Origin of the sequence: Actinoallomurus sp. CA-142502, assembly GCF_050936355.1 — a bacterium.
In the GTDB taxonomy this organism is placed as follows: Bacteria; Actinomycetota; Actinomycetes; order Streptosporangiales; family Streptosporangiaceae; genus Actinoallomurus; species Actinoallomurus iriomotensis.
The window spans coordinates 1,118,686-1,141,517 of record NZ_JBNJMY010000001.1 but is presented as its reverse complement, the minus strand read 5'-3'; the positions used below and the strand labels follow the sequence as shown (position 1 = coordinate 1,141,517).

General features: G+C 72.5%; 24 protein-coding genes. 14 read left to right on the top strand and 10 right to left on the bottom strand.

Features of this window, described 5'->3' with window-relative positions:
• Nucleotides 1-94: 94 nt before the first annotated feature.
• The 5 genes from ACQEV1_RS05530 to ACQEV1_RS05510 all read right to left on the bottom strand — a co-directional run bounded on the left by ACQEV1_RS05530 (nt 95) and on the right by ACQEV1_RS05510 (nt 4,696).
• Nucleotides 95-1,825 carry a SpoIIE family protein phosphatase gene (locus tag ACQEV1_RS05530; RefSeq protein ID WP_433391936.1) on the bottom strand — a complete coding sequence of 577 codons (1,731 nt, stop codon included), beginning with the start codon at nt 1,823-1,825 and terminating at the stop codon, nt 95-97.
• Nucleotides 1,826-1,987: 162 nt separating this feature from the next.
• The gene (locus tag ACQEV1_RS05525; protein WP_285631252.1) at nt 1,988-2,824 is read right to left on the bottom strand and encodes a mycofactocin-coupled SDR family oxidoreductase; all 837 of its coding nucleotides are present in this window, start codon (nt 2,822-2,824) and stop codon (nt 1,988-1,990) included.
• Nucleotides 2,825-2,866: 42 nt separating this feature from the next.
• Entirely contained in the window at nt 2,867-3,676 is an 810-nt protein-coding gene (locus ACQEV1_RS05520; protein WP_433391934.1) for a mycofactocin-coupled SDR family oxidoreductase, read from the bottom strand.
• Nucleotides 3,677-3,808: 132 nt separating this feature from the next.
• On the bottom strand, nt 3,809-4,267 hold the full coding sequence (locus tag ACQEV1_RS05515; RefSeq protein ID WP_285631245.1) for a nuclear transport factor 2 family protein: 459 nt from the start codon (nt 4,265-4,267) through the stop codon (nt 3,809-3,811).
• Nucleotides 4,268-4,321: 54 nt separating this feature from the next.
• Nucleotides 4,322-4,696: a DoxX family protein gene (locus ACQEV1_RS05510; RefSeq protein ID WP_433391931.1), complete on the bottom strand. Its 375-nt coding sequence runs from the start codon at nt 4,694-4,696 to the stop codon at nt 4,322-4,324.
• Nucleotides 4,697-4,830: 134 nt separating this feature from the next.
• Here ACQEV1_RS05510 and sigJ point away from each other — a divergent pair, with 134 nt between their 5' ends.
• Complete coding sequence (gene sigJ, locus ACQEV1_RS05505) at nt 4,831-5,757, top strand: RNA polymerase sigma factor SigJ (RefSeq protein WP_433391928.1); 927 nt, start codon at nt 4,831-4,833, stop codon at nt 5,755-5,757.
• Nucleotides 5,758-5,826: 69 nt separating this feature from the next.
• A complete protein-coding gene (mftR, locus tag ACQEV1_RS05500) occupies nt 5,827-6,459 on the top strand; it encodes a mycofactocin system transcriptional regulator (RefSeq protein WP_285577977.1) in 633 nt (210 codons plus the stop codon).
• 9 nt (nt 6,460-6,468) lie between these two features.
• Here the strand turns inward: mftR and mftG are convergent, their stop codons facing one another.
• Complete coding sequence (mftG, locus tag ACQEV1_RS05495; protein WP_433391925.1) at nt 6,469-8,007, bottom strand: mycofactocin dehydrogenase MftG; 1,539 nt, start codon at nt 8,005-8,007, stop codon at nt 6,469-6,471.
• A 113-nt stretch (nt 8,008-8,120) separates the two neighbouring features.
• On the opposite strand from mftG, the gene mftA reads away from it, so the two are divergent.
• From mftA to mftF, 6 genes are read left to right on the top strand one after another with little or no spacing between them, the layout of a single operon-like run.
• The gene (gene mftA / locus ACQEV1_RS05490; RefSeq protein WP_285577974.1) at nt 8,121-8,243 is read left to right on the top strand and encodes a mycofactocin precursor MftA; all 123 of its coding nucleotides are present in this window, start codon (nt 8,121-8,123) and stop codon (nt 8,241-8,243) included.
• 7 nt (nt 8,244-8,250) lie between these two features.
• Nucleotides 8,251-8,526, top strand: coding sequence for a mycofactocin biosynthesis chaperone MftB (gene mftB, locus ACQEV1_RS05485; RefSeq protein WP_285631232.1), 276 nt, complete (start codon nt 8,251-8,253; stop codon nt 8,524-8,526).
• The gene (mftC, locus tag ACQEV1_RS05480; RefSeq protein ID WP_433391920.1) at nt 8,523-9,731 is read left to right on the top strand and encodes a mycofactocin radical SAM maturase; all 1,209 of its coding nucleotides are present in this window, start codon (nt 8,523-8,525) and stop codon (nt 9,729-9,731) included. The genes mftB and mftC overlap by 4 nt, the downstream gene beginning before the upstream one ends.
• Nucleotides 9,732-9,743: 12 nt before the next feature.
• Nucleotides 9,744-10,928 (top strand): pre-mycofactocin synthase MftD, encoded by a 1,185-nt coding sequence (gene mftD / locus ACQEV1_RS05475; protein WP_433391918.1) that lies wholly within the window; start codon nt 9,744-9,746, stop codon nt 10,926-10,928.
• A gap of 1 nt (nt 10,929) precedes the next feature.
• Nucleotides 10,930-11,670 carry a mycofactocin biosynthesis peptidyl-dipeptidase MftE gene (gene mftE / locus ACQEV1_RS05470; protein ID WP_433391916.1) on the top strand — a complete coding sequence of 247 codons (741 nt, stop codon included), beginning with the start codon at nt 10,930-10,932 and terminating at the stop codon, nt 11,668-11,670.
• A gap of 6 nt (nt 11,671-11,676) precedes the next feature.
• On the top strand, nt 11,677-13,110 hold the full coding sequence (gene mftF, locus ACQEV1_RS05465; RefSeq protein ID WP_433391914.1) for a mycofactocin biosynthesis glycosyltransferase MftF: 1,434 nt from the start codon (nt 11,677-11,679) through the stop codon (nt 13,108-13,110).
• Between the two features lie 35 nt (nt 13,111-13,145).
• On the opposite strand, the gene ACQEV1_RS05460 is transcribed toward mftF, so the two are convergent.
• From ACQEV1_RS05460 to ACQEV1_RS05450, 3 genes are all read right to left on the bottom strand, one after another.
• A complete protein-coding gene (locus ACQEV1_RS05460; RefSeq protein WP_433391912.1) occupies nt 13,146-13,382 on the bottom strand; it encodes a hypothetical protein in 237 nt (78 codons plus the stop codon).
• Between the two features lie 69 nt (nt 13,383-13,451).
• On the bottom strand, nt 13,452-14,618 hold the full coding sequence (locus tag ACQEV1_RS05455; protein ID WP_433391910.1) for an acyl-CoA dehydrogenase family protein: 1,167 nt from the start codon (nt 14,616-14,618) through the stop codon (nt 13,452-13,454).
• 15 nt (nt 14,619-14,633) lie between these two features.
• Nucleotides 14,634-15,827 (bottom strand): CaiB/BaiF CoA transferase family protein, encoded by a 1,194-nt coding sequence (locus ACQEV1_RS05450; protein ID WP_433391908.1) that lies wholly within the window; start codon nt 15,825-15,827, stop codon nt 14,634-14,636.
• A 357-nt stretch (nt 15,828-16,184) separates the two neighbouring features.
• Here ACQEV1_RS05450 and ACQEV1_RS05445 point away from each other — a divergent pair, with 357 nt between their 5' ends.
• Together ACQEV1_RS05445 and ACQEV1_RS05440 are read left to right on the top strand one after the other, a co-directional pair.
• Nucleotides 16,185-16,811, top strand: a complete 627-nt coding sequence (locus ACQEV1_RS05445; RefSeq protein ID WP_433391905.1) for a response regulator — start codon at nt 16,185-16,187, stop codon at nt 16,809-16,811.
• A gap of 202 nt (nt 16,812-17,013) precedes the next feature.
• Complete coding sequence (locus tag ACQEV1_RS05440) at nt 17,014-17,991, top strand: alpha/beta fold hydrolase (protein ID WP_433391903.1); 978 nt, start codon at nt 17,014-17,016, stop codon at nt 17,989-17,991.
• Nucleotides 17,992-18,334: 343 nt separating this feature from the next.
• Here the strand turns inward: ACQEV1_RS05440 and ACQEV1_RS05435 are convergent, their stop codons facing one another.
• Nucleotides 18,335-19,240 (bottom strand): DMT family transporter, encoded by a 906-nt coding sequence (locus tag ACQEV1_RS05435; RefSeq protein WP_433391900.1) that lies wholly within the window; start codon nt 19,238-19,240, stop codon nt 18,335-18,337.
• A gap of 230 nt (nt 19,241-19,470) precedes the next feature.
• On the opposite strand from ACQEV1_RS05435, the gene ACQEV1_RS05430 reads away from it, so the two are divergent.
• From ACQEV1_RS05430 to ACQEV1_RS05415, 4 genes are all read left to right on the top strand, one after another.
• Nucleotides 19,471-19,722: a hypothetical protein gene (locus tag ACQEV1_RS05430; RefSeq protein ID WP_285631195.1), complete on the top strand. Its 252-nt coding sequence runs from the start codon at nt 19,471-19,473 to the stop codon at nt 19,720-19,722.
• Between the two features lie 66 nt (nt 19,723-19,788).
• The gene (locus tag ACQEV1_RS05425; RefSeq protein WP_433391897.1) at nt 19,789-19,941 is read left to right on the top strand and encodes a hypothetical protein; all 153 of its coding nucleotides are present in this window, start codon (nt 19,789-19,791) and stop codon (nt 19,939-19,941) included.
• A 66-nt stretch (nt 19,942-20,007) separates the two neighbouring features.
• Nucleotides 20,008-20,562, top strand: a complete 555-nt coding sequence (locus ACQEV1_RS05420; protein WP_285631189.1) for a TetR/AcrR family transcriptional regulator — start codon at nt 20,008-20,010, stop codon at nt 20,560-20,562.
• A gap of 105 nt (nt 20,563-20,667) precedes the next feature.
• Complete coding sequence (locus ACQEV1_RS05415; RefSeq protein ID WP_433391893.1) at nt 20,668-22,830, top strand: MMPL family transporter; 2,163 nt, start codon at nt 20,668-20,670, stop codon at nt 22,828-22,830.
• The last annotated feature ends 2 nt before the right edge of the window (nt 22,831-22,832 follow it).

Here is a 22,832-nt window from a genome sequence, read left to right as displayed (position 1 = left end):
GGCTCGGCCGGGAACGTCTACTCGACGTGCCGTGGCGAAGAGGTTCCGAAGGGGCCGGCCCTCCAGCTCGAAGAGGATCTCGTGCTGGATCACATCAGCGGGCCGTCCCGGCGGTGGTGCGAGCGAGCAGCAGGGCGATGTCATCCCGGGCGTCGGCTCCGAGGTCGGCCAGGACGCTGTCGCACAGCCGGTCCAGCGATCGTGCGGAACCGGCGGTCAGGGTGCGGGCCAGGTCGGACATGCCGGTGCCGATGTCCTGGCCGGGGTGTTCGACGAGCCCGTCGGTGTAAAGGGCCAGCACACCGTCTTCGGGGAGTTCTGTGTCGGTGGCCGGGTAACGGCTTGGACCGACGCCGAGCATCATCCCGCCCGGTACATCGATGAACTCCACGCTGCCGCCGGGGTGGCGGAGTGCGGGCGGGAGGTGCCCGGCGCTGGTGAAGCGGCAACGCCGGGATTCCGGGTCGTACAGGGCGTACAGGCAGGTGGCGCCGATCTCGTCGTCGTGCTCGGCGACCACGTCGCTGAGCCGGCGCATGATTTCCTCCGGCGGGCACCCGAGGCGGGCCAGGGCCGCGGTAGTGGTGCGGAGCTGGCCCATGAGCGCTGCGGCGTGGATGCCGTGGCCGGTGACGTCGCCGATGACCAGCACGACCTGCCCAGTGTCCAGCGGGATGACGTCGAACCAGTCGCCGCCCACCTCCGCGGTCTGGGTGGCGGGCTCGTAGCGGTGGGCGATCCGCAGCCCGGGCATCTGCGGGATGCGCTGGGGCAGCAGGCTGCGCTGGAGGGTGACCGCCATGTTGTGCTCGCGGGTGTACAGGCGGGCGTTGTCGATGCACACCGCCGCGCGTGAGGCCAGGTCGCCGACCAGCCGCACATCGGCCTCGCCGTACGGCTCCGGGTGTTCGGCCCGGGAGAACGAGGCCACTCCCAAGGTGACGCCCCGGGCGACCAGCGGCATCACCATGATCGTATGCACTCCCCGGGCGAGGAAGGCTTCTGCCACATCGGGTGTGTCGGAGAACTGCCCGCCCACCTCGGCCGGGTTCCGCGCCAGGAAGGGTCTTCCCTGCAGGAGCGCCACCGCGTGTGGGCTTGTGACCGGCAGGGTGATCAGATCGTCCACCTCGTACCTGATCTTGGTGCTGGTCACGGTGTCACGCAGAGCCACCCGGCGGAACCGCAGGGCGCCCGAGCCGGCACGGGGAAGCGTCTCCCCCTGGAGAACCTGGTCGAGCAGGTCGACGGAGATGCGGTCGGCGAGTTCGGGCACGGCCAGGTCGGCGAGTTCCCGGGCGGTGTGGTGAATATCGAGCGTGGCCCCGACCTGGCTGCCGGCCCGCTCGAGCAGGTCGAGCCGGGCATGAGCCTGCGTGATCGTCTGCGCATGGTTGGTGAAGTCGATGAAGCAGAGCAGCGCCCCGAGCACCCGGCCGTTCTCTGTCACCCGGTACCCCGACCAGGAGAGGACCTGGCGCTTGCCCGCCCTGATCCACTCCACGTGCATGTTGACCACGGGAACGCCTCTGCCTATCACCTGCTCGGCGACAGTGCGCTCGTCCCAGGCCGTACCGTCCGAAGTCCGCCAGTGTATTGGCCGAGTGGTCGCCCAGTACCTGATCGACAGGCCGTCGGCCTCCGAGGGCCGGCGGCCGATGATCTCCTCGTCCGGGAGGCCGATCAGCCGGCGGAACGCCGCATTGGTGCGCCTGGCGCGCAGTTCGCGGTCGAGGAAGACCATGGCGATCGGTGACTGGTCGAACAGCGCGTCCAGCTCGGGGTTGCGACGAGAAGAAGGTTCAAGGAGCGACTGCTCAGTCACTCCCCGCGTCGAATCATGATCGTTTCCCATGCCTGGTTTCGGCCTGCCCACCGACGCCCCCCTCGGCCGGACATACAGTGATCAATGCATAAAAGCGGGATTGACCTGCTACTTTACCTCCGAGACCGCCCTGCGCCATCTCGCGAGCGGTGACGCGGGCCCCTACTTCACCGTGCAGCCGGCGTCGACCTTCAGCTCGGTGCCCGTGACGTACCGCGCCTCGTCGGAGGCGAGGAACAGCACGGCGTTGCTGATGTCGATCGGTTCGACCCACGGGAGCGGCAGCGCGTTGATGGCCTGGAACGCGTCGACCGCGTCGTCCCGCGTCGGGTGTTCCAGGTCGGGGCGGAACAACTTGTAGGTGGCGTCGTTGAGCGCCATGTCCGTGGCGACGCTCGTCGGGTGCACGGTGTTGACCCTGATCCGGTGCGGCGCCAGTTCGTTGGCCATCGTGCGCATGAGCCCGACCACCGCGTGCTTGCTCGCCGTGTAGGCCGCGCAGTTCGTCAGGCCCTTGTGGCCGGCGGTGGAGCTGGTGAGGACGATCGACCCGCCGGTGCCCTGCTCGATGAGGTGCGGGACCGCGACCTTGCAGGTGTGCCACACGCCGGTCAGGTTGATGTCGGTGACGTTCCGCCAGGCCTGTTCGCTCACCAGGTGGGTCTCGTCGCCGAAGATGAAGATGCCGGCGTTGGCCGACACGATGTCGACGTGCCCGAACTCGGCGACGCCCTCGTCGAGCGCCTTCTTCAGGGCGTCGTGGTCGCGGACGTCGGCCTTGGCCGCGACGATGCGGCGGCCGAGATCCTCCACCTGCTTCACGGTCTCGGCCAGGTCCTCTTCGGAGGCACCCGGGTACTCGACGCCCTCGATGGCCTCGGCGACGTCGACGGCGATGATGTCGGCGCCCTCCTGCGCCAGGCGGACCGCGTGACTGCGGCCCTGCCCGCGCGCCGCGCCGGTGATGAACGCGACCTTGCCTGCCACCCGTCCGGCCATTCCGTGACTCCCTTCGCGGTGTTGCGGTTCGGGTCCTCGGCTTCAGTACTGGGTGTTGCCGGCGTCCACCGTCATCGCCAGCGCCGTGACGTGGCGGGACTCGTCGGAGGCCAGGAACAGCACGGCGTTGCTGATGTCGGTGGCGCTGGTGACGTCGATCGGCAGGCTGTTCGTCAGCATCCCGCCGATGCGCGGGTTGTCCGCGATCATGTCGCCCATGCCGGCGGCCCCCATCGTCCCCATCGGCGTGTCGACCCCGGTCGGGTGGACGCTGTTGACGCGGATGTGGTGCCGCGCGAGCTCGTGGGCGAACGCCCGTGCGAGACCCGTGACACCGTGCTTGCTCGCCACGTACGGCGTCAGGAAGGGCAGGCCCTTCAGCCCCGCCGCCGAACTGGTCAGGATGATGGAGCCGCCGCCCGCCTCGACCAGGCGCGGGGCGGTGGCCCGCACGGTGTTCCAGGTGCCGGTCAGGTTGATGTCGATGGTGTCGCGCCAGATCTCCGGCGTGACGTCGTCCCAGGCACGCGGGATGCAGATGCCGGCGTTGGCGACCACGACGTCGAGGCGGCCGAACCGGGCCACGCCGTCGTCGACGGCCCGCCTGAGCGCGTCCGCGTCGCGGATGTCCGCCTCGGCCGAGACGATCCCGCGGCCGAGCGCCTCGACCTGCTTGACCGTTTCGGCGAGGTCCTCCGGCGTCGCGTGCGGATATCCGAGGTTGGGCACCGGGCCGCAGAGGTCGATCGCGATGATGTCGGCGCCTTCCTCCGCGAGGCGGATGGCGTGGCTGCGGCCCTGGCCGCGCGCGGCGCCCGTGATGAACGCGACCTTGCCCTCGACTCGACCCATCGTCCGCTCCCTCGCCGCAGGCACCTGGCTACGTCCGCTCGGAGCCGTTGCGGCACCGAGTGCCTTATGTCGGGGACGTTAACGGCACTCGGTGCCATAGATCAATAGATGCGGTGAAGAGAACGCGGGGCGTCACGCCTCGGAGGCCTCCGCCGCGTGAGGGGCCGAGCCCGGCAACGGGGACGTGTCGACGTATCGGACCTCATAGACGCGCTCGGCGAACCTCCAGCCGCCCGGAGTGCGCCGGTAACGGTCGTGGTACAGCGAGTAGTTGATGTGCGAGTCACCGCTGCGCAGACGGCCGAGCTCGGAGATGTAGGCCCGGCCGGCCGCGGTGTCGCCGTCGAGCCGGACCGTGCCCGGGTGCACGTTCTGCACGAAGAAGTCCCAGGCGCCCTGCAACCGCTCGATCCCGGCCCGGATCTGCTCCCGGCCGACGAGATGGACGCCGGCGTCGGGGATCCGCCACACCCCGTCCTCGGTGAACAGGGCCGCGAAGCGGTCGTAGTCGCGCGTCATTCCGGCGTCGGCGAACTCGCCGGGCAGCGCCTGGATCTCGAACCGGTCGGCGATGGTCTGGATGTCACTCATCGGTCTCTCCTCAACGGGGGATGTGCTGCTCGGAACGTCGTGCCGCCGACGCGGTCACCAGCCGTAGGGGCCGAAGCGGCCCCAGGCGACGAGCGCGGCGAGCACGAACAGGACGGTGTTGACCACCACGGCGGACGGCTCCCTGCGCGGGATGTGCACCGTGGCCGCCGCCAGGACCATCAGGACGGCCAGTCCGGTCGCGGCGATCGGCGTCAGGACGGGTGCGATGCCGGCGGCGGCCGGCGCGATCAGCCCGACCGCGCCGAGCAGGGCCATCACGCCGATGAACCGCACCGTCGCCATGGTGAAGTCCGGCACCCACGGGTACAGGGCGGTCAGCCGGGCCCTGGGCAGAGCGACCTTCGTCAGGCCGGACATGGCGAATGCGGCGGCCAGGACCGCCTGCACGATCCACAAGAACACGTTCATCTGGCTTTCCCGTCTCGTCGGTGTCCGTCTCAGCGGTCCGACGACACGGCCCCTCGAAATGTGAGGTGCGGCCTCACACTTCGGCACGCCGCCTCGTCGAGATGATGAGGGCGAACGAGACCAAGGGGGGCGGCATGAGCGACCGAACCGAGCCGGAGGGCGGCCGGCTCGATCCGAGCCTCGACGCGATCATGAGCGAGCGGCGTCAGCTGATCAATCTCGCGTACCGGCTCCTCGGCTCCCTGGCCGACGCCGAGGACGTGGTGCAGGAGACGTACGCGCGCTGGTACGCCATGTCCCGGCGGCAGCAGGAGGCCATCGAGTCCCCCGGCGCCTGGCTGACGAAGGTGGCCGGCCGGATCTGCCTCGACCTGCTCCGCTCGGCACGGGCCCGGCGGGAGAGGTACGTGGGCGAGTGGATCCCCGAACCGCTGCCGGATCGTACGGAGTGGGCCGGCGGGCGGGCGGGCGCCGATCCGGCCGACCGGGTCACCCTCGACGAGTCGGTCGGCATGGCCTTTCTGGTCGTGCTCGAATCGATGACCCCGGCCGAGCGCGTCGCGTTCATCCTGCACGACGTCTTCCGCTATCCGTTCACCGAAGTGGCCGAGATCGTCGGCCGTACCCCGGCGGCGTGCCGTCAGCTGGCCTCATCGGCCCGGCGCCGCGTCCGCGCGTCGGAGGGCGCCGCGGCTCCGGCTGCTCGCCGCGCCGGCATCGTCCGGGAGTTCAAGCGGGCGTGGGAGGCCAAGGACGTCCACGCCCTCATCGGCCTCCTGGACCCCGCCGCGACGGCGACCGGCGACGGCGGTGGCCTCGTCAACGCCGCGCCGCACCCGATCGAGGGCGGCGAGCGGATCGCGCACTACCTGGCCGATCTCGCCGACAGGGCGGACGGCCTGACGATGCTGGAGCGCACGGTCAACGGCCAGCCCGGTCTGGTGGCCCAGCAGGACGGCGTCACCTTGGCGGTGTTCGCGTTCGACATCGCCGGCGACCGGATCAAGCACCTCTGGGCGGTGCTCAACCCCGACAAGCTCGGCCCCTGGAAGACGGGCTGACGCCGCGTACCGCGTCCGTCACCTCCGGGCACCGTCCGGGGCCGACCGGGATCATGGCAACCTGGTGTCGTGACCACTGAGAGCGAGAGCCACGCCGCCCGGCCCATCATGGGCAGGCCGCGTGTGACCTCGCGGGCCGCTCTCGAACGGCTGGCCTTCGACCTGTTCGCCCGGCGCGGGTTCGAGGAGACCACGGTCGACGACATCGCCGCGGCGGCCGGCATCGGGCGGCGGACGTTCTTCCGTTACTTCGCCTCGAAGAACGATCTCGTGTGGGGCGACTTCGAGGACCACCTGGAAAAGCTCCGGGGGCTCCTGCGCGACGTCGATCCGCGCCTGCCGGCGCTCGACGCCGTACGCGCGGCCGTGGTGGAGTTCAACCGGTTCGACGTCCGGGACGTGCCCTGGCACCGGCAGCGCATGGAGCTCATCCTGCGGGTGCCGACCCTCCAGGCCGACTCGACCCTGCGCTACGCGTCATGGCGCGAGGTGGTCACGGAGTTCGTGGCGGAGCGCACGGGCCTGCCGAAGTCCGCGATGCTTCCCCGGCTCGCCGGTCACGTCTTCCTCGCGGCCTCGATCGCCGCCTATGAGCAGTGGCTGTTCTGCGGCGAGGACGCCGACCTGTCCGTCCTGCTCGACGAGGCGATCCGGCGTGTGGGCGGCGGCCTCCTGGAGACCCACGCGATGGCCGGTCCCTGACGTCTCCTCTCAGCGGACCGTGCACATGGCGTGCGCGATGAGCTCGCCGATGAGCACCGCGGTGGCGGCGGGGCCGCGCAGCGGCGCGGCCGGCAGGATCGAGGTGTCGGCGACGCGGAGCCCGCTCACGCCGTAGACCCGGCCGTGGCCGTCGACGGCGGCGGACGGGTCGCCGGACCGGCCCATCGGTACGGTGCCGCAGGTGTGCTGGGACGTGCCGAGGCGGGACCGGATCCAGCGGTCGAGGAGGCCGTCGTCATCCAGGGACGCGGGTTCCACGACGCCGGCGGAGACCTCGCCGAAGGCGCTGGTGGACAGCAGGGCGGCCGCCGCGCGTACCGCCTCGCGCAGCCGGCGCCGGTCATCGGCCGTCTCCAGGTATCCGTAGTCGATGCGCGGCGGCACCCGCGGGTCGGCCGACACCGTACGCAGCCGGCCGCTCGTCCGGGGAGTCTGGACCGAGGCGAGAAGCGCGAGGGGCTGTCCGGGGACGGCCGTCCGGCCGCCGACCAGCCCGGCCATCGGCACCAGCGACTGAAGGATCTCCAGGTCTCCGGGGTGGTCTCCGCCGGATGAGGACAGGTGCAGGGCGCCGCCGAGCCAGGAGCCGGCCGATTCGGCCACCGGCCGCCGGGGCGTCCACTCCAGCACCACCTGGGGATGGTCGCTGAGCGCGGCGCCGACGGCGGGCAGGTCCTCGACCACGGGGACGCCGGCGCACGCCAGGACCTTCGCGGGTCCGATTCCGGACAGGTGCAGCAGGTGGGGTGAGGCGAAGGAACCGGCGCAGAGCACGATCTCGCCGGCCTCCAGCACGGTCCGCCGCCCGTTCCGGTCGGCCACGACTCCGGTTGCGCGGCCGCGCTCGACGGCCACCGACCGTACGAAGCAGTCGCCCAGCACGGTGAGGTTCGGACGTCCCAGCGCGCCCAGCAGGTAGGCGGTGCCGGTGTTGATCCGCTCTCCGCCGGCCGTGTTCGTCGGTACCGGGCCGACGCCGGGCACGCCCTGGGCGTTCTTGTCGGGCTCGTCCGGGTGCCCCAGCTCCCGTGCGGCGGCCCGGAACGCCTCGGCGGCGGGGCGCCCCAGGCCGGTACGGCCGACCGGGACCGGCCCGTGGCCGCCGTGGACGGGGGTCGCCCCGAAGTCCAGGTCGGTCTCCAGCGCGCGCAGGAACGGCAGCGCCCGCTCGTACGCCCAGAGGGCGTCGCCCGCACGGGCGGACCAGCGGTCGAAGTCCTCGCGCCGCGCCCGGATGAAGTATCCGCCGTTGACCGTGGTCGAGCCGCCAAGGACCCGCCCCCGGACGGCCGTGTAGGGCAGGTCCGGAGTGAGGCGGACGGGATAGGCCCGGACCGTGGGGGCGTCCGGCCACGCGCCGGGGACGAGGCGCGCGTCCCGCAGCTCCGGCGGGAACCCGGGCGGGAACCGCGGAACCGGTCCGGCCTCCAGGACCAGGACCGTACGGCCCGGATCCGCGCTCAGCCGGGCCGCCAGGGCCGCTCCGCTGCCGCCCGCGCCGACGATGAGGACGTCGGGGCGTCTCATCGGCTACGGGGGCGAGAACACGCAGGTGGCACTGGGCCCATCCGTTCGGAGCCTTTCTTTTGGCACTCGATGCACTTAGTATCGCTCATGTTCTCGCCGAGAGGAGATTTCCGATGAACGAGGACTCCACCTCCGAGACCGCCGGGAGCGGTACCCCCCAGACCTCCGGTGACGAGCTCGCCGCCGACGCGCTGATCGAGGAGGTCTCGATCGACGGCATGTGCGGCGTCTACTAGCGCGCCCATGTCCGGCATCGACCTCGACCGCACCTGGGACCTGCACCCGCAGGTCTCGGTGCGGCCGGAACCCTTCGGCGCGCTCCTCTACCACTTCGGGACCCGCAAGCTCTCGTTCCTGAAGGACCGCCGGCTGCTCGCGGTCCTGCGGGCCCTCGGTGACGCGCCCACCGCGCGGGACGCGTGCACGGCGGCCGGCGTCCCGGCAGCGGACCTGCCCCGGTACGGCGCGGCCCTCGCCGTCCTGGCCCGCTCGTCCATGATCGTCGAGAGGCACCCATGACCGTCGATACGAACGGCACGCGGCTGACCGACCTGTTCAAGCGCGGACTCGACGCGCCGATCTGTCTGACCTGGGAGCTCACCTACGCCTGCAACCTCGCCTGCGCGCACTGCCTGTCCAGCTCCGGCCGCCGCGACCCGCGCGAGCTGAGCACCGCCGAGGCCAAAGCCGTCATCGACGAGCTCGAGGCGATGCAGGTCTTCTACGTCAACATCGGCGGTGGCGAGCCGACCGTCCGCGCCGACTTCTTCGAGCTCCTGGACCACGCCACCGCGCACCATGTGGGCGTCAAGTTCTCCACCAACGGGGTACGGATCACTCCCGAGGTCGCGCGCCGGCTGGCCGCGAACGACTACGTCGACGTGCAGATCTCCCTCGACGGCGCGACCGCCGAGGTCAACGACGCGCTGCGCGGCCCCGGTTCGTACGACACCGCCGTGCGCGCGATGCGGAACCTCGCGGACGCCGGCATGACGAACTTCAAGCTCTCGGTCGTGTGCACCCGGCACAACATCCCGCAGCTGGCGGCGTTCAAGGCGCTCGCCGACACGTACGGCGCCCAGCTCCGGCTGACCCGGCTGCGCCCCTCCGGGCGAGGCGCCGACGTGTGGGACGAACTGCGTCCCACCCGCGAGCAGCAGCGCGAGCTGTACGACTGGCTGGTCGCGCACGGCGACTCCGTGCTGACCGGAGACTCCTTCTTCCACCTGTCCGCCTACGGCCGGGCGCTGCCCGGCCTCAACCTGTGCGGGGCGGGGCGGGTGGTGTGCCTCATCGATCCGGTCGGTGACGTGTACGCCTGCCCGTTCGCGATCCACGAGGAGTTCCTCGCCGGGAACGTGCGCCGGCCCGGCGGGTTCGCGGGGGTCTGGCGCGAGTCCGAGCTGTTCCGCCGCCTGCGCGGCCCGCAGAGCGGCGGCGCCTGCGCCTCCTGCGCCTTCTACGACACGTGCAAGGGCGGTTGCATGGCCGCCAAGTTCTTCACGGGCCTGCCCCTGGACGGCCCCGACCCCGAGTGCGTCCAGGGACACGGCGAGGAGTTGCTGGCCGGGCGGCCGGAGGACCGCACCGGCGTGCCCCGGCCCTCGGCCGACCACTCCCACCGCACCGCTCCCCGCGTCGGGCCGGTCCTGGTGCCGCTCACCCGCCGTCCCCCGGTGAGCGCGTGCGCCGAGGACCCCCTCGCCGGCCTGCGGATCCACTGAGGAGAACACCACATGCGCAGGAACCCCTGGTTCGAGACCGTCGCGGAGGCCCAGCGCCGGGCCAGGAGACGGCTGCCCTCCGTGGTCTACGGAGCGCTGGTCGCCGGGTCCGAGCGCGGCCGGACGGTCGAGGACAACGTCGGGGCCTTCGCCGAACTCGGCTTCGCCCCCCGCGTCGCCGGTCACCACGCGGACCGTGACCTGTCCACCACGGTGATGGGCGTGGAGACGTCGTTCCCCGTGCTCATCTCCCCCACAGGAGTGCAGGCCGTCCACCCCGACGGCGAGGTGGCCGTGGCGCGCGCGGCGGCCAACCGGGGCGTGATCATGGGGCTGAGCTCGTTCGCGAGCAAGCCCGTGGAAGAGGTCGTCGCGGCCAACCCGAACACCTTCTACCAGATGTACTGGACCGGCGAGCGCGACGCGATGGTGCAGCGCATGGACCGCGCCCGTACGGCCGGCGCCAAGGCGCTCATCGCGACGCTGGACTGGTCCTTCTCCAACGGCCGCGACTGGGGCAGCCCCGCCATCCCCGAGAGGATCGATCTCCGGACGATGGCGCGGCTGGCGCCCGGCGTCCTGCCGCACCCCGCCTGGCTGTGGGCGTTCGCCCGGACCGGCCGCGTCCCCGACCTCACCGTGCCCAACCTGCGGCCTCCGGGCGGACCGGCCCCCACGTTCTTCGGGGCGTACGGCGAGTGGCTGCGGACCCCGCCGCCCACCTGGGACGACGTGGCGTGGCTCCGTAAGCAGTGGGACGGGCCCTTCCTGCTCAAGGGCGTCACCCGTGTGGACGACGCGAAGAAGGCCGTCGACGCGGGAGTCACCGCTCTGTCCGTCTCCAACCACGGCGGGAACAACCTGGACACCACGCCCGCCACGATCCGGGTGCTCCCCTCCATCGTCGAGGCGGTCGGCGACCAGATCGAGGTCCTCCTCGACGGCGGCGTACGGCGCGGCGGGGACGTCGCCAAGGCCCTCGCCCTGGGCGCGCGGGCCGTGCTGATCGGCCGCGCCTACCTGTGGGGCCTGGCCGCCAACGGGCAGGCCGGCGTCGAGAACGTCCTGGACATCCTGCGCGGCGGGCTCGACTCCGCGGTCCTGGGCCTCGGCCGCGCCGGCGTCCGTGAGCTGTGCCCGGATGACCTCGTCGTCCCGCCCGGCTTCCGCCTCACTCTCGGCGGCTCGGGGCACTGACGTGCCCGGAGAGGATCCCGTCGGTCGCGATCTCGCGGACGCCGTCTGGCCGTCCGTCCCATCGGGCGCGCTCGTCCTGGTTCCGGTCGGCTCGACCGAGCAGCACGGGCCGCACCTGCCCCTGTCCACCGACACCGTGATCGCCCGGGCGGTCGCCGAACGCTCGGCCGGCGCCCTCCCCGCCACGCCGGCGGGCCCGCCGCTGGTGGCGCCCGCGATCGCGTACGGGGCGAGCGGCGAGCACGCGGACTTTCCCGGCACGGTCTCGATCGGACACGACGCGCTGCGCGCCGTGCTCGTCGAGACCGTCCGCTCCCTGGCGCTGTGGGCGGGACGCGTGGTCCTCGTCAACGGCCACGGCGGCAACACCGCCGCGCTCGACGCCGCCGTCGGCCGGCTGCGCGCCGAAGGACACGACGTCGCCTGGACCGGCTGCGGTGTCCCGTACGGTGACGCTCACGCCGGACTCACCGAGACCTCCGTGATGCTCCACCTGGCGCCCGACCTGGTCGTCCGGCCGAACGCGGTCGCGGGCGACACCCGCCCGCTGGCGGAGCTGATGCCGGACCTGGTCGCCCACGGCGTCCGCGCCGTCTCCCCGTCCGGCGTCCTCGGCGATCCGGCCGGGGCGTCGGCCGAGCAGGGCCGGCAGATCGTGCGGGCCATGACGACGGCCGTCGTCCGCCGCGTCGGCGCGGGCCTCACCGACTCCCGTGGTCGCCTCCTCGACCCGGATCGCTGATCGGCCGTGTCCCCCGAACAGCACGAACTCCCGCCGGGGTTCCGGGTCGCGCTCGACCGCGGCACGTCCTTCTGGTCGGGCGGCCGCGTCCTCACGGGCGGCGCGCCGTGGAAGGTGGTCCGTCTCGGTGCGGCCGCGCGGCCGCACCTCGCGGAGCTCCGCCGGGCGGGTGAACGCGGTCACGCCGCCACGTCCCCGGTCGGGCGGGCGCTGGCCCGGCGGCTGCTCGACCACGGCCTCGCCCACCCCGTACGGCCGCCGAGGCCCGGACCGCATGACGTGACAGTCGTCGTGCCCGCGTACGGACGCGCCGCCGAGCTGGCCCGCTGCCTCGCGGCCGTCCAGGGCGTCCCGGTGATCGTCGTGGACGACGGCTCGCCGGACCCCGAGCCGCTGCGGCGGCTGGCCGCCGCGCACGGCGCCCGCCTGGTACGGCACCCGCGCAACCGGGGGCCCGCCGCCGCGCGCAACACCGGACTGCGGCTGGCCGGCACGCCGTTCGTGGCGTTCGTGGACTCCGACTGCCGGCCCGAGGACGGCTGGCTGGACGTGCTCCTGCCGTACTTCGACGATCCGAAGGTCGCCGCCGTGGCCCCGCGCGTCGTCCCGGAAGCCGATGGCTCCCACCTGCTGGCGCGGTACGAGGCCGCCCGGTCCGCGCTCGACATGGGCACCCGGCCGGCGCTGGTCCGTCCCGGGGCGAGGCTCGGCTTCGTGCCGACCGCGACGCTCGTCGTACGCGCGTCCACGGCCCGGGAGCTGCTCTTCGACGAGGAGATGCGGCTCGGCGAGGACGTCGACTTCGTCTGGCGGCTCGCCGACCGCGACCGGCACGTGCGGTACCAGCCGGAGGCACGGGTGGCGCACACTCCCCGCGTCACGGCGGCGGCCTGGGCCCGGCGCCGCCACGAGTACGGCACGTCGGCCTCGGCGCTGGCCGAACGCCACCCCGGGCGGCTCACCCCCGCCCGCCCGTCGGCGTGGAACCTCGCCACGCTCACCCTGCTGACCTACGGCCGCCCGCGCGCGGCCGCCGCCTGCGCGGCCACCGCCACCGCCCTGCTCGCCCATCGCCTCGCCGGGACGTCCGGGCGCTGGACGCTGAGCGCGGCGATCGTCGGCCAGGGCACGGTGGCGGACGCGGCCGCCGTCGGCCACGCGCTGCGCCGCGAGTGGTGGCCCCTCGGACTCGTCTGCCTGGCCGCCGGCGGACGCGGCGGAGCGGCCCGGGCCGCCGCCGTCGCCATGCTCGCCCCGATAGCGCTCGAATGGATCCGGCACCGCCCCGACCTCGACCCGGTCCGCTACACGGTCCTCCGGCTCGTCGAGGACCTGGCCTACGGCTCCGGGGTCACCCGCTCCGCCTGGCGGCACCGGTCCCCGGCCCCGCTCCTGCCGCGCGTCCGCCTGCCGCTCCCCGGGCGACCGCGCGCACGCTGACCGGACGGAACCGTCTCGGCGTCGCGCTCCCGCCTTCAGCGGGGCCGCCTCAGGCTGAACCGCGCGATCCAGCCGACGAGCACGCCGAAGGACGCGGCCTTCAGGGGGGTGGCGTCCCCGAGGAGGACGGTGAGCAGCACGGCGGCGAGGACGAGGAGAACCGTCATGGTGATCGCCACGGACAGACGCGGCGGTGGGCGGTCCAGCCACCGTCCCAGCACCCGGTCATCGAGCCGGGTCAGGGCCCGCAGGACGCCTCGTACCGATGCCACGACCTACCTCCGGCGCCGACGATACGCGCGCGGGCCCGCGCCCGGAAGGAGACCGGCGTCTACGGGCCGTCAGGCGTCCAGGCCGCCGCGCTTGACGAGCTGGCGGACGATGACGTTGCGCTGGATCTCGTTGGTCCCCTCGCCGACGATCATCAGCGGCGCGTCGCGGAAGTAGCGCTCGACGTCGAACTCGGTGGAGTAGCCGTATCCACCGTGGATGCGTACGGCGTCGAGGGCGATGCGCATGGCGGTCTCGGAGGCGAAGAGCTTGGCCATGCCCGCCTCCATGTCCACTCGCCGGCCGGCGTCGGCCTCGCGCGCGGCGTGGAGGGTGAGCTGGCGGGCGGCCGACAGGGAGGTGGCCATGTCCGCGAGGTAGTTGCCGATCGACTGGTGCTGCCAGATCGGCTTGCCGAACGTCTCGCGCTCCTGGGCGTAGGCGAGGGAGTCCTCCAGCGCCGCCCGGCCCACGCCCAGGGCGCGGGCCGCGACCTGGAGCCTGCCGGTCTCCAGCCCCTTCATCATCTGGGCGAACCCGCTGCCCTCGGCCCCGCCGAGGACGGCGTCGGCGCTCGCACGGTAGTCGTCGAAGGACAGCTCGCAGCTCTCGACGCCCTTGTAGCCCAGCTTGGGCAGGTCGCGCGAGACGGTGAGGCCGGGACCGTGCTCGACGAGGAGGATCGAGATGCCCTTGTGCGCGGGTTCGGCGTCCGGGTCGGTCTTGCAGAGCAGCGCGATCAGCTGCGACCGGCGGGAGTTGGTGATCCAGGTCTTGGCCCCGTTGATCACGTATCCGTCGCCGTCCCGGCTCGCGATGGTGCGCAGGGCCTGCAGGTCCGAGCCGCCGGCCGGTTCGGTCAGGGCCATGGTGGCGCGGACCTCGCCGGTGGCCATCTTCGGCAGGTAGCGGCGCTTCTGCTGTTCGGTGCCGAAGTGCAGCAGCAGCTTGGCCACCACGGTGTGGCCGCCCATCGCGCCGGCCAGGCTCATCCAGCCGCGCGCCAGCTCCTCGGTGATGAGCACGTAGCACGGGGTGGAGACGGGAGTGCCGCCGTACTCCTCCGGAACGGCCAGGCCGAAGACGCCGAGCCCCTTCATCCGCTCGATCAGGGCCTCGGGGTAGGTGTTCGCGTGCTCGAGCTCCTGGACGACCGGCCTGACGTCCTTGTCGACGAAGTCGCGCACGGTGCCGACGATGAACCGCTCGTCCTCCGAAAGGATGTCCACTGTGCTCACGCTGCTCCTCCTCGTTCAGATGACACCGTCGGCGCGCAGGTGCTCGATGTCGGCCTCATCGTGGCCGAGTTCGGTGAGGATCTTCTCGGTGTGCTCGCCGACGCCGGGGACGGCCTCCATGCGCGGGTCGATTCCCTCCAGGTCGGCGGGCGGCCGGAGCGCCTGGACCATACCCCCGGGGATCCGTACGTCACGCCAGCGGTCCCGCGAGGCGAGCACCGGATGGCCGAGGAAGCCTTCGACGTCGTCGACCTCGGCGTTGGCCACCCCGATCGCGTCCAGCGCCGCCATCACCTCCGCGCTGCCGGACCGGCGGAACCGCTCGGCCACGATCGCGTCGAGCTCGTCCCGGTGCGCGACGCGGGCGGAGCCGGTCGCGAACCGCGGATCGTCCACCAGGTCCGGGCGTTCCAGGAACCGGTCGCACAGAGCACCCCATTCCCTCTCATTCTGGATGGAGAACAGCACCTGTCCGCCGTCGGCCGTGGTGTAGGCGCCGTACGGGGCGATCGTGGGGTGCCCGGTGCCGATCCTGGGTGGCTGGGTGCCGCCGTAGCGCGTGTAGTAGGCGGGCTGGCCCATCCACTCGGCCAGGGCCTCGAACAGCGACACCTCCACGGCGCGTGCCACGCCGGTGGTCGCCCGCGTGTACAGGGCGGTGAGGATGCCGGAGTAGGCGTACATCCCGGCGGCGATGTCGGCGATCGACACGCCGACCCGGGCCGTCTCCTCGGGCGTCCCCGTCAGCGAGACCAGGCCCGTCTGGCACTGCACGAGCAGGTCGTACGCCTTGCGGTCGGACCACGGACCGCTGGTTCCGTAGCCGGAGATCGTGCACGGGATCAGTGCGGGGTACCGCTCTCGTAGCGAGGCCGCGTCCAGCCCCAGCCGGCCGGCCGCGCCCGGGGCCAGGTTCTGCACGAACACGTCGGCCCGGCCGAGCAGCCGCTCGAGGATCTCCCGGCCGCGCGGTGCCTTCAGGTCCAGGGTCACCGACTCCTTGGACCGGTTGAGCCACACGAAGTAGCTGGACTGACCGTGCACGGACGTGTCGTAGTGGCGGGCGAAGTCACCCCCGCCCGGACGCTCCACCTTGATCACCCGAGCGCCCAGGTCGGCGAGCTGACGCGTGGCGAACGGCGCCGCCACCGCCTGCTCGGCGCTGACGACGGTGACGCCGGACAGCGGCAGGCCGGCGAACCCGGTCATCCGGCGGCCTCCCGTGGCCGGGCCGGGAGCACGTCGGCCCACATCGCAGGTCGCACCCTCTCACCTCTCATGCGGACGGCGGTTCCATCATGCGCGCTCACTGAGAGCGAACTCAGGCCGGGCAGATCACGTACGGCGAGGTGTGCGCGAGATGGCGAGGATCGGTGCACATCGTGGCGATCGTCCCGGACGGCGCGCCGTTAGCCTTGGCGCGCCCGTCACCCCGTCAGCAAGGCCGATCCGCAGATCCGTGACTCAGCGTTCCCGTCGTACAGCCGCCATGGCGCTCGCCCGCGTTCGGTCCGCCGTGGCCCTGCCGCCTGCCCTGGCCTGCTCTCCGGTCCACGAGGTGGGCCGATGACGGCCGGGGTGCGGCGCCGGCTCCGGGTCCTGATCACCGAGGACACGCGGCTGCGGAGCAACACCCTGGCCGCCCTCGTCCAGCGGGAGGACGGCGTCCAGCTCGTCGCGCAGGCCACGACGGGGCGAGCGGTGCTCGCCGCCGCGACCGAGTACCGCCCCGACGTCGCGGTGCTCGACATCGACCTGCTCGGCATCGACGGGCTGACCGTCATCGAGGAGCTCCGCGCGCTGCTCCCGCGCTGCAAGGTCATCATCGTCACGGGCGTCATCCGCCCCGGGCACCTTCGCCGCGCCATCGCGGCGAACGTCAGCGGGCTGATCGTCAAGGACGTGCCCGGCAAGCAGCTGCTCGACGCGATCGATCAGGCCGGCACCGGGGCCCGCGTCATCGCGCCCCAGCTCGCCATGGCGGCGCTCGACGCCGAATCCAGCCCGCTCTCCTCCCGGGAGACCGAGATCCTCCAGCGGTACGCGGGCGGATACGAGATCCCGGAGATCGCCGCCCAGGTGTGCCTGTCGGGCGGCACCGTACGCAACTACCTCGCCTCGGCCACCGGCAAGCTCGGCGCCCGCAACCGCGCCCACGCGGTCCGCATCGCCGCGGAGGCCGGCTGGCTCTGAGCCGTACGGCCGGCCCGCTGGGCGGAACCGGCCGCCTCGGCGCTACGCGACCACGCCGGGCTGCGTTCCGAGGACGTGAACGTCCTGCTGCCGCACATCCACGGCCTAGGACGAGTTTGCTGAAACAGCAACACGATTGGGGCCGTCGCTCCCGTCCGTCGGATGATCGTGCCGGGACGTACACGAAGGTCAAGGAGGACCGATGTCGCAGGTCGGGGCAATCACTCACCGTCTGGTTCCGTCTCCCGCCGGGCGGGTCCATCTGGTGGAGCAGGGCACCGGGCCGCTCGTGCTGCTGGTGCACGGGTTCCCCGAGTGCTGGTACTCCTGGCGCCATCAAGTGCCGGCGCTGGCCGCGGCCGGGTACCGGGCCGTCGCGATCGACGTTCGCGGCTACGGCCGTTCTTCCCGGCCCGAAGGCGTCGCCGCGTACGGGATGCGGGCGCTGGTCGAGGACAACGTCGCCGTGGTGCACGCCCTGGGCGAGCGGACCGCGGTGGTCGTGGGCCACGACTGGGGCTCGACCATCGCCGCCGACTCCGCCCTCCTCCGGCCCGACGTCTTCCGTGCGGTCGGGCTGCTGAGCGTGCCGTACGCCCCGCGCGGTGGCCCGCGGCCCAGCGAGGTCTTCGCGCGGATGGGCGGAGATGAGGAGTTCTACGTCGGCTACTTTCAGGAACCCGGCCGGGCGGAGGCCGAGATCGAGCCGGACGTCCGCGGCTGGCTCGCCGGCATCTACGCCGCCCTGTCCGCCGACACCATGCCGCCCGCCGGTGCCCCGGACCCGCACTTCGTGTCGCGGGGCGGGACGATGCGCGACCGGTTCCCCACCGGCCGGCTGCCGGCGTGGCTCAGTGAGGACGATCTCGACGTCTACGCCGGGGAGTTCGAGCGGACCGGGATGAGCGGGGCGCTGGCCCGCTACCGGAACATGGACCGGGACTGGGCGGACCTCGCCGACTTCGACGGCTCCCCGATCACCCAGCCGTCCGTGTTCGCCGGCGGCGCGCTGGACGCCTCCACGATGTGGATGGCCGACGCCATCGAGGCGTACCCCACCACCCTGCCGGGCCTGGTCTCCTCCCACCTGCTCGACGGGTGCGGCCACTGGATCCAGCAGGAGCGTCCCGAGGAGGTCAACGCCCTCCTGACCGGATGGCTCGCCGCCCTGCCCGCCTGACGGCTCAGCGGCCGTCGAAGACGGCGGGGACCTCCGCCATCGGCGGAGGCGCGGACGTTCCCGCAGGCCGGCGATCGACGCGGGAATGTCCGCGAGGGCGGTGCGGAGGGAGCGCAGGAACTCGTCGCTCGCGTCATCCGGCCTCACGGCAGAACCCTCCGAAGCGCGTCGATGTCGACGCCCTGGCCGCGTAGTGCGCGGAGGGCGGGCGTCTCCTCCTGCGCCGCCGCGTGCCGCGCCCGCGTGAACGCGTCGACGACGCTTCTCCGACCGGCCGGCTCGAGGCCGTGCCGTGTTCTCCCGGGTGTGATGCGCGCACCCACCACACCCGGGAGACGTCCGGCTATCGCTCCGCGCGGCGGGACTCGGCCACGGCCAGGCCCGTGACGGCCGCGAGCAGCAGCAGCGTCCCGCCGACCGTCGCCGAGGTGAGCCGCTCACCGAGCAGGAGAACGGCGAGGACCGCCGCGCTGACCGGTTCGATCAGCATCACCACCGCCGCGGTGGCCGCCCGTACGGCGGCGGCACCGGCGAAGTACAGCGGGTAGGCGAGCGCCGTCGTGACGGCGGCGACGTACAGCATCATCAGGACGACCCGCCCGAGGTGGGCGGTGTGCGGCCACAGGCCCTCGCTCCAGGCGAGGGGCAGCATCACGGCCGCGCCGATGGCGAACGACCACACGGTGAGGCCGTAAGGGTCCTCGCCCGTGCCGTGGCGTCCGGTCCACCGGCCCAGGACGTTGGTCGTCGCGTACCCGGCGGCCGAGACCAGCGCCAGGCCCACTCCCACGGGACGGACGACGCCGTGCTGGTCGCCCAGGACGAGGATCGCCAGGCCGGCCAGCGCGCCGCCGACCGCCGGCAGCCCGCCCCGGCCGAGGCGTTCGCCGAGGAACAGCCGCGCGCCGGCGGCGGTGAACACCGGGGCCGCGCCCAGGCAGACGATGGTTCCGACGGCCAGGCCGGTGTCCCGCACGGCACCGAAGTACGCGGTCTGGAAGACGGCCAGGCCAAGGCCCGTGCCGGTGAGCAGGAACACGCGCCGCCGTGCCGGCCGTGCCTTGCGGGGTACGGCGCGGGAAGGACGCAGCGCGCGGGCCGCGACCAGCAGCGCCATCCCGCTGAGGAAGCGCCAGAACGAGACGGCCATGGGCCCGAAGTCGCTCGACCGATAGACGATCTCCACGGCGGCCCCGGTCGTTCCCCAGGTGGTTCCGGCGATCGCGAGGCAGGCGAGACCTCGCAGCACCGGCCGAGATGGTTTTCGGGCAGCAGAAGCCGCCGCGACGGCAGTTTTCGACACGATTGAATCTCCCGACGGAGCAGAGGGTCGTGGACTCCCGTGCGAGCACGACCGGACCGCGCGTCGCCGTTCTCGGGGACGCGCCGGTGTCGTCGGACGGCCCGCCTAAGCGGCGGGCGGCGCGAGTGCTGCCATGCCCATACTTTAAGGCCCAGCTTGATCGTCTAGGCGGACGTATGACGCCGATCCGGCGGGCCGCCCTCGCGGCCGCGACCGTCGCGATGCCGGCCCCGGCGGTGTCCGGCCGCCTCGGGACCGATGACGACGCCAAGGCGTCACAGCCGGCCGCCAAGGTCGGGATCACCGTCGCGAACCCGGCGAAGGTGCTGGCGCAGGGCACCTTTCCCTCGTCGATGGCCCCCGGCACCACCGTGGACAGAAACTCAAGCGGTACGTCGTGCGCGACATCGCGTTCGCCGAGGCGGTGATCCCACTGGAGGAGCGGCAGCAGGGCGGAGGATCAGGTCGCCGCGGGGGTCACCGGCCCGGTGCGCGTGGCCGGCTTCACCGACGACATCGGCACGCCGGCCGCGAACCTCACGCTCTCCCGCGCACGCGCCGAGGCCGTACGGGCCGAGCTGTCCGGACGTGAAGGACCCGATCACCGCCGCGTGGAGATCTCCTACCAGAGCGGCTGGCCGCGGTGACGAAGCCCACAGGTCCTTCCTGTCCGATCGGTCAGATCTGACCGATCGGACAGCTATTCTGGTCGCATGGCCCGTTCCTCCACCGCTCTGCACGAACAGCTCCTCGCCGCGGCGCTGCGGCTGTTCGTTCAGCACGGGTTCCGCGGGACGTCGCTGGCGGACATCGCCGCGGAGGTCGGCTGCTCGAAGGCCTCGCTGCTGTACCACTTCAGCAACAAGGAGGCGATCCTCGGCGAGCTGCTGCTGCCGGTCGGCAAGGAGATGGTCGCGCTGGACGCCCGGCTGGCCGACCTGGAAGGCGACGCCGCCGTACGCGCCGGGATCACCGGGCTGGTGGACCTGACCGTACGGTTCCGGCAGGAGATCAAGGTGCTGTTCGACAACATGGCCGACGCCACCGCGCTGCGGGAGGCCGACATGGAGGGTCTCGACGGCGTCGGGCACCGGCTGGTCGGCGTGCTGGCGGGCGGCTCATCCGACCCGTTCGACCGGGTGGCCGCGACGATGGCGCTGGGCGGCATGTTCCTGACCGGCGGCGGCCAGCTCGAGATGGACGAAGAGACCCTGCGCGAGGCGATGACCATCAGCGCCCTGCGGACGCTGGGCCGTACGCCCGGCTGATCCCCCGCCCGCCCACACCGACCTGACGCCGGATCCGCCGCTCCGGCCTCCCCCACCGCTGCCCGCAGCTCTTTTCGTGCTGCCAGAAGGAAAGGCTGTCCCCCCATGGCGAGCTTGCTGTACCGGCTCGGCCGCGCGTGCTTCCGGCACCGCGGCCGGGTCGTGGCCGTCTGGCTGAGCCTGCTGGCCGCGCTGGGCGCGGCGGCGTTCGCGTTCAAGGGCCCGACCAGTGGTGAGTTCCGTATGCCCGGGACCGAGTCCCAGCGGGCGATGGACGCCCTGAGGAAGGAGTTCCCCGCCGCCGGCGGCGCCACCGGGACCATCGTCGTCGCCGCCCCCGCGAAGACGAAGCTCACCGAGGCGCAGGTGGCGCCCATCGTCGGGCAGGCGAAGGCGGTCCCCGGCGTGGTCGGGGCGGTCGACCCGTTCCAGGCCAGGTCGGTCTCGCCCGACGGCCGCTACGCCCTCATCCAGGTGCAGTTCGCCGGGCAGGTCGCCGACATCACCGACGCGCAGCGCACCGCGTACAAGGACATCGCGCACGGCGCGCACGGCGGGCTGCGGGTGGAGACCGGCGGTGACGCCGCCAAGGACGGCGGCGGCGGTGAGGCCACCGAGGGGATCGGCGTGGTGGTCGCGGCGGTGGTGTTGCTCGTCACCTTCGCTTCCCTGGTGGCCGCCGGGATGACCCTGCTCAACGCGTTGATCGGCGTCGCGGTGGGCATGGCCGGGCTGTACTCACTGACCAGCGTGGTCCAGCTCAACGACGCCAGTCCGGTGCTGGCGCTGATGCTCGGCCTGGCCGTCGGCATCGACTACTCGCTGTTCATCACCTCCCGCTACCGCCAGTACCGGCTGGACGGGACCGAGCCGGGCGAGGCGGCGGGACGCGCGATCGGCACCGCCGGATCGGCGGTGGTGTTCGCCGGCGCCACCGTGGTGATCGCGCTGGCCGGCCTGTCGGTGGTCGGCATCCCGTTCCTGGCCGCGATGGGCCTGGCCGCCGCCGGCACCGTCGCGATCGCGGTGCTGGTCGCCCTGACCCTGCTGCCGGCGGTGCTGGCCCTCGCCGGCGCCAAGGTCCTGCCCCGCCGCCACCGCGCCGGCCGGGTGGGCGTCCACGAGAAGGAAGGGCTCGGGTACCGGTGGGGACGCGTCGTCACGCGGCTGCGCCTGCCGATCCTGCTGGTCGGCGTCGTGGCGCTGGGCGCGCTGGCCCTGCCGGTGACGCACATGCGCCTGGCGCTCCCCGACGCCGGCACCGCGGCCGAGGGCTCAGCCCAGCGCAAGGCGTACGACCTGACCAGTGAGGGCTTCGGCAAGGGCTACAACGGACGGCTCATCGCCGTGGTCTCCGGCCACGACGCCGCCGCCACCCGTACCGCCACCGAGGAGACCGCCGGCCTCCTGAACGGCGTCCACGGTGTACGGGCCGTCGCGCCCGCCCAGTACAACGAGGCCAAGACCACCGCCCTGCTCGCCGTCATCCCCACCACCGGTCCCAGCGACGCCGCCACCGAGGACACCGTCCACGCCATCCGCGACAAGGTGGCCGCCGTCCAGGGCGCCGACGTCGCACTGACCGGCACCACCGCGGTCGGCATCGACATCTCCGAGAAGCTCGCCCACGCTCTGCCCATCTACCTGCTGCTCGTGGTGGGCCTGTCGATCCTGCTGCTCATGCTGGTCTTCCGGTCGATCCTCGTGCCGGTCAAGGCCGCCGCCGGGTTCCTGCTCACGGTCGGGGCGACCTTCGGCATCACCACCGCGGTCTTCCAGCAGGGCCACCTGGCCGGCCTCGTCGGGGTGGCCACTCCCGGACCGTTGATCAGCTTCCTGCCGATCATCCTGATCGGTATCCTGTTCGGCCTTGCCATGGACTACGAGGTCTTCCTCGTCTCGAAGATGCGCGAGGACTTCGTCCACGGCGACACACCTCGGCGGGCGACCGTCAACGGTCTCGGCGCGAACGCTCGCGTCGTCACCGCCGCCGCCATCATCATGATCTCGGTGTTCGCCGGATTCATGATCACCCCCGACCCGATCATCAAGTCCATCGGCTTCGCGCTGGCCGTCGGCGTGTTCATCGACGCCTTCATCGTCCGCATGACCCTCGTGCCCGCCGTCATGGCGGTGCTGGGCCGTGCCGCCTGGTGGCTGCCCCGCCGGCTCGACCGCGTCCTGCCCGACCTCGACATCGAGGGCGAGAAACTCCGCCGCGAGCCCGCCGTGCGGCAGGAGGCCCACTACACCTACAGCGGCCGCTAGAC